The sequence below is a fragment of the Tabrizicola sp. genome (assembly GCF_030694085.1).
Taxonomy (GTDB): Bacteria; Pseudomonadota; Alphaproteobacteria; order Rhodobacterales; family Rhodobacteraceae; genus Tabrizicola.
On record NZ_JAUXZE010000089.1, the window covers coordinates 1 to 6,661 of the forward strand.

At 56.2% G+C, this 6,661-nt stretch carries 4 protein-coding genes; all 4 read right to left on the reverse strand.

Translation table 11 applies throughout. The features are described from left to right. Positions 1–180, reverse strand: a 180-nt coding sequence (locus Q8M85_RS20705) for a hypothetical protein (protein ID WP_305548219.1), incomplete at its 3' end; no start/stop codon positions are given. A gap of 11 nt (positions 181–191) precedes the next feature. Continuing rightward, a complete protein-coding gene (locus Q8M85_RS20710; RefSeq protein WP_305548221.1) occupies positions 192–1,874 on the reverse strand; it encodes a DUF262 domain-containing protein in 1,683 nt (560 codons plus the stop codon). 19 nt (positions 1,875–1,893) lie between these two features. Further along, complete coding sequence (locus Q8M85_RS20715) at positions 1,894–4,800, reverse strand: DUF1156 domain-containing protein (RefSeq protein ID WP_305548224.1); 2,907 nt, start codon at positions 4,798–4,800, stop codon at positions 1,894–1,896. Between the two features lie 3 nt (positions 4,801–4,803). Next, positions 4,804–6,661: protein NO VEIN domain-containing protein (locus tag Q8M85_RS20720; protein WP_305548226.1), on the reverse strand; the 1,858-nt coding region annotated here is incomplete at its 5' end.

Below are 6,661 nucleotides of genomic sequence, written 5' to 3' on the forward strand. Positions count from 1 at the left end.
GAGTAGTTTTCCCATGCCCTCGGTGATGAAGGTGCGTTCGTAAAAGGACTTTGCGTCACCATATTCCGGGGTTGCTCTGCCCGTGCGCACGGCGGTCAGGTCAGCAGCAAACTCGGATTGCTGGAACGTGCCATTCAGCACATCTGGATGGGGTACAATAACTTCGCGCCAAGGTTTCATAAAAGTTCCAATTAGGTTTTGTTGACTAGTAGCGGCTGAAATTTCTCCAATAGGAGCAACTTGCGCGCTTCCACGAAGTCATCAAAGCGATCCATTCTTAATAGTGAACGGTCCCGTGGAATAATGTGACGTTCAAGGTAATCATCATCCTTGTCTGCAAACCACTGTTCTGGAGGTTGGTCGGTCTTTTGGCCAGAACCGTTCTCGTCACGCGTAAGGAGCATACAGTTGGCAAGCTGGTTGCGTTCTGCAGCCCGATACTTCTGGAGGGACATACGACCATTCTCAGGGTTAAGCATCTTGATACTCCTTAAACGAGAATCAGGGAAAATGTGATCTACTTGTGGCAGGCCGCCCTTGTAAACCGGTGTGTAATTAAAATTACGATACCACCAGTTCAGCAGCAGATGGATGTGTGCGGAGCCGTAACCCATGCCAAAGAAACGATCCTGTGTAATATGGAGCGTGCGGTTTTGATCTAGAACAATCGCAAACTGCTGTTGGCAATCAAAACCCTGATCCTGACGAATCTGCTTCACTGCTGCATCAATCAAGCTATCCGGCGAGCCGCCGAATGAGCCGCATAGTGATGTGCGAATTAGATAGAGATCACGCTCCTTTGCCTGCTTCGATTTCTCAGGAAAATGGTAGTGAGCATAGATGAGTGGAATCAGCGCCAGATATGAAGGCAATGCTTTGTCGGTGCAGATGAAAGTGGAACCTTGAACAAAATCAGCCACCTCACTAATCGCTGCTGCAATTTTCTCCCACCGTTCTTCAATCGATTCGCGAACTCCCGAAACACGGAATTTCTCCACTTCATAACGCGCACCCTTTTCCAGCAGTGTCAGGCAAGTCTTAAGCACGAAGTCTTGTGTGTAGGCGAAACCAGTGCGATTGAGTTCAGTAATAAGTTCATCGAGCTTTTCACGGGCCTCCTCCCAACTGGCTTTAAGCAAGGAGTAGAGCAGTTCGGATTTGCCCAGCTTGGTGCCACCTGAATTAGCGCGGATGAATATCTCCACTACGTCGTCCTCTCGATACAGGCGGGGGCGGTCGATGCTGTCGAGCAGCTGATAAAAGATCATCTCTCGGTCACGGAATGTATGGAAAGTGCGTTCTACATTCGACTCAAGCTGTTTCACTTCGCTAGATTGCAATGTGCGGCCTGCTTTACCCATCATTTCAATGATCCTCTCACGAGCTTCACTCTGGGTCTCATCACTAAAAACAAGCTCTTTGAACTTGATGTGGCCAGTAGGCGCAGTTGCAGGAACGTGGAAGGCAAAGCGATACTTGATGTCATCAGGTGGCGCATCGAAACCACTGAGCAGGTCGAAGTACAACTCGCGACCTTCGAGACTGCCCTTGAGTCCAATATAGAGACTTTGCAACCGTTGTTGCCCATCTAGAACTAATAGCTTTGGTGTCTGATCGCCAGGAACGAAGTCGCCGTGATCGTGTGCGCGCCGGTAGTGATCAATAAATCGTCGGCGTGGTGTATCACTCATGGTTTTCCAAATCAGTAGCGTGCTTATTGGATATTCTCGCAAAATTGAATCAAATAGTCGGGTGATCTGATCTTTATTCCAAACAAAATTGCGCTGTATGTTTGGCAACCAAATGCCGCCCTCATGAGCGGGATTGTTGAGGAAACCAACGATTTTACGAATGGTTTCAGATATGGGTTTCATTTATTGGATCCTTAGGCTTTCAAAAAAGTGATCCTTGCCGGTCGGCAGGTTTGGGCACGCGGTTGGCGGCGGATTCGATGCCGGTCCAACTGGTGATCAGATCGTTGTAGGCGCGGGCGTCTTCGGCTTGGCCGAGACGTTCGCAGAGGGTGTAGAGGCGGTAGGCGAGTTGACGCACGGCTTCGGCTTTGCCACCAAGGGCGGCGAGCAATGCGCCGGAGGCTGATTCGCCACCTTGTTTCAGAGTGCGGATAAGGTGGTGCAGAGCTTCCCAGATAGGCATACGGCTGTCGGTGCGCGGATCCCATTCTGTTGGGTATTCTGCCCACTTGAGCAGGCGCACTTTGCCACCGCCGCTTTGGATGACACCGGCGTCTCTTATCCCATCCACGCTGGTGCCTTTCCCACGTGCAAGCGTGTCCGCGGTGCCGAAGATACCTTCGTTCCAACCGTGTTGCTCGAACCAGTGCAGGCAGAACTGGGTGTCGGCGTCGAAATCGTCCTCGGCGAGGAAGCGGTTGATGAGCTGGAGGGCGGTGCGCACGCTCATGGGCGAGCCGTCGGCCTCCAGCACGGCGGCGTATTTGGAAAAGACCGCCATGCCCGGCCCGATGATGGCCTGCGAAAGGTCCACCGGGGCCACGGGCGAACGCTCGTCGCCGGAACCTTTTGTCATCTCGTCGAGCGCCTCGGGCAGCACGCCGTTCAACTCGCGGATGAACTCGCGGCGGGAAATGGAGGGCGCGTCGGCGGGGCGTTTGCGGCAGACGAGGATGATGCTGGAGGCGAGTGCGTTTGTGCCTATGCTGATTGACCGAGCACCACGTTCAGTGCGCATCGGCCAAGTCCCCGAAAGCTGGAGCCCGGCCCGATTCACTGCTTCAAGGAAGGTCACCCAGCCGGTAGAGCTAGTGCCGTCAGTCTCTTCTGTCTCCGATTGCTTAAATGCATAGTAAATTGTGACTGGGTTGGCCGGGTGGGACTGTGAAGCCAGACTATGCATCGCCTGCGTCATGCCGTTAAGAAAGAAACTCTCAGCTTTCTCTTTTGAACCGTGCCGATATGGCGTGGCAACCAACTCCTCGGCTTTCGGCACAGCGATGCTGGCGAGCAAACTTGGAAAAACGGGCCGCAGCGACTTCCGAAGCCAGAGATAGAAAAAATCTGAAAGGTCGGCATAACCAATGTTGTCGTAGTAAGGCGGGTCGGTGGAGATGGTTTTGTTTATCGAGATCGATTGCGTCTGAGCATCAGCCTGAACGGCAAAGCCGAGAGCCTGCCCGTCCGGTGCGCGAATAGACCTGCACACGCCATCGAGGGATACACCAAAGTCACCAGCGGCAGTGGCAAATACATTAACCTCTGCAAAGTCCCACGTCATCGGAAGCGCTTGGCGTCCGAAAGTCGTCTTCGCTTGGTCTCGGGTTGGACTCCAGACGACGATGGAGCTGCTGTAATCCGCCATCTTATCGAGAGCGAAAGCCAAATACACGCTAACAGCTGCTGCATAGGCGGTAGCACCACCGCCCCCATGGTCTACGCCTTCATTGGCATCGGAAAACCCGACCGATAGCGCATCTTTTCGGACGCGCTCACGGGCCTCCCCAACCAAATCGCTAAACGTAGTCAACGCCACCAACTGCCGCCGCGTAAAAATTTCATGCCAATGCGTGATGCCATAGCCGCGGCCGCTGACGAGATTACTAGTTTCTTGGTTCATCTCTTGTTCGGGACGCCAAGCCGGATTCGCACTTTTGGCTTTAGTTTCCTGCTCGATTGTTGGTGCCAAGTAGATACGTCCACGCGTGCCCTCAGCGACAATCGCCATAAGTCGAACGCCATCACGCTTTGCCTGAAATTCTCCACGAGCGTAATCGTGCGACATAGGCGTGTTGGACATCAGGCAGCGAAAATTTGCACCACGAGCGAGCTTTGTTCCTTTCTCGGCTCCCGGTGTTGGAGTTCCAATTTTGACCTTGAAGCGATAGTGATCACCATCAATGACTGGCTCGACATAGGCGTTTGCATTGCTGGAAAGCACAAAGGTTGACGCCAGCGGCACATCCACATGCGAAAACGCTGGGTTGGGACTCTTCACCGTCCGCGCCCAGAGCCAAGCGATGACGGTGAGCTTCTGGCCAACGAGCGGTTTGAGGTCGGGCCGTTCCTTCGCCATCTCCGCCGTGATCTCCACCGGCGGATAGAGGTGGCCGATGCGCTTCTGCGCTTCCTCGCGCATCCAAGCGCCGTAGTAGCGCACGTCTTCCGCCAGACCGGTGGCACCGGGCCATTCCCGTTCCAAATCCAGTTCCTTCTTCTTCGCGCCTTGGCGGCTTTGCAGCAGGCTGACCGGCGGCCTGCCCGCGAACTTGGGCGGGATCTCGATCATCGCCTTGTTGATGAGCACGGCCACGGGGTTGAGATCGGAAGCGTAAGCCTCCAGCCCCAGCCGCTGCGCCTCCAGCGGGATGGCTCCGCCACCGGCAAACGGATCATGCAGGGCGGGCAGCTTGTCGGGATTGAACAGCTCGGCGGCCTGCGGGTGGTCCTTGTTCAGCTCGCACACCTCCCGCCACGAGCGTCGAATCTCGGCGCGGGCACGCTCCAGCACGACCTCGTTGGTGGTGTTCTCCCACAGCACTAGGTCTTCGATGATTTTGAACAGGCGCTTCCGCTCGATGGCGGCCTCCTTCTTGTTCGTCCCGTATTTGAACCCGCCGCCCTGCTGGTAGCCGGGGTCATTGACCAACTGCGCAAAGATGACCGCCCGAGCCGCCGCCAGCGGTCGTCGCGCCCACCACAGATGCAGCGTGGAAGGATGCCCATGCCGGATGGATTTTTCCCGCGCACAAGCCGCATTGATCGCGTCCAGCGGTAGCGCGACTTCGATGAGCTTGCGGGGTGATTTGATGGGGTAGTCGGTCATGCGTTAAATTCCTTGGGCGCGTGCGAGCAACGATTTGAGGTCGTAGTTGACGGAGGACACGCCCCAGCCGGGTTCTTCCTTGAAGGGATGCGGCACATAGTGCGGGCCGTCGATGGTGTCGTCTTCACCGACAAGCACGATGGCGAGGTGGTATTTGACGCCCTGATTCCAGCTCTCGAAGATTTCATTCTTGGTCACGGTGACGGTTGTCGCGCCTTGGATGCGGCCTTTGACTTCGATGTGGCGGGACTCGGGCAACTTGCCATCCACGGCAGGCGCGTAGGAGGTGATGTCCCAGCCGCACTTCTGGGCGGAGACATCCACGACACGGCAGCCACGGGCTTCTTCGGCGCGGCAGACGGCGTCCATGGCGAGCAACTCGATGCGCGAGCGAGCTTCTGGGTCGATGGAAAAGGCGGAGCCAGCGGGGACGGGTTCGCCGCGCAGGGTGCGAAGCAATCCTGCCGGAACAACAAGCGCACCACTGAGTACGACCGGCGTGGCGGAGGTGACGTGGCGCATGGACTGAAGTTCTTTCTTGCGACTCTCCAGCCGGGCTTCGAGATCGCTGAGAGTGCGGCGGACGTTTTCGAGATTGAGCCGCACGTCTATTCCAGCAGCCCTGTCATCCGTCAGCTTGATGAATCGGTCTGACTGGTAATCAATCTCCTTGGTCAGGCGTTCGTGGACGGCGGCGAGCGTCTTGTCCACATGGGCGATGCGACGTCCGGCGATTTCACTGAAGTGTTCCGGGACAAGCGTTGAAGCAGCGAGAGCGAGGGCGCGATTTTCCAGTCCAGCGGTAAGCCAAGGTGCGGCGAGCGTTTCGGCCAGTAGCGGGCGATCAGCAAGCGCGAGCGGTTCGAGGTCCAAGTGTGGTGCCCAACCGGCAAAGGTAACGCTGCCGTCGGGCAGGACACGAACAAATTGTAGGCGCTTGGAAATGACCTGATCATCGCCGGATTTCACTTCGTGGGTGAGCAGGAAGAGCAACGAAAGCTGGTCGCCGTCGTCAGCTGTGTCCACGAGGATGGTGCCCTGGCGCAGGAGATTAGCGTTCTGCTCCAGCAACACATCGCTGAGAGCGAGCATGAGTGGGTGGCCAGGGTGGATCATACTAGCAAAAGCCAGCCCAGGGCGGTCCACCGGCCGCACAGCACCCTTGGTGAAGCAAACACGTTCATAGCGTTTGAGGACGGGAGCGAGGTCGCGGCGATTGCGCCCGGTGATGAGGCGGTCACGTTCGCGCAACTCGGCAGGGACGTGTGTTATCTCGAAGCGATCAGATTCGCGGGGATAAATTGAGCCGCCGAGCGACTCGAAGCCTTTCATGAAAAAGGAGCGGACAAAGTACGGCTGGAGGCGGCGAGCCTCAGCTTTTTCCATTTCTTCCTTCACTGCAAAGAGATGCTCCGGGCTGAGACTTTCTTGAGCCAGCGCGTCGCGGTTGAGTATGGTCATCAAGTGTTCACGGTCGAGGGCGTTATCGATGGTCTGATTAAGACGAGCGCGTACCTCCGGTTGGTCACCGTAACGAATGGCTTCTAGCAGCATGTCCTTGAGGCTATTGCCTTCAAAGACTTCGCCAAGGACGTTGAAAACCTGACCTTGGAGGGCGTCACTGACGACCTGGAGCTTTTCCAGTAGGCGGAAATAGACATCGCCTTCGCGGGTTTCTTTGGCGACAAGATTCCAAAGGTGGCAGACCTCCTGTTGGTTAATGCGGTGGATACGCCCGAAACGTTGTTCGAGGCGGTTGGGGTTCCACGGCAAATCGTAGTTCACCATCAGGTTGGCATTCTGGAGATTGATGCCTTCACCGGCGGCATCGGTGGCCACCAGCACACGGATGTCGGGATCG

Excerpts from the sequence above, each read along its gene's own strand:
- Q8M85_RS20710 (WP_305548221.1), bottom strand. The coding sequence starts at position 1,874 with ATGAAACCCATATCTGAAACCATTCGTAAAATCGTTGGTTTCCTCAAC.
- Q8M85_RS20715 (WP_305548224.1), bottom strand. The coding sequence starts at position 4,800 with ATGACCGACTACCCCATCAAATCACCCCGCAAGCTCATCGAAGTCGCG.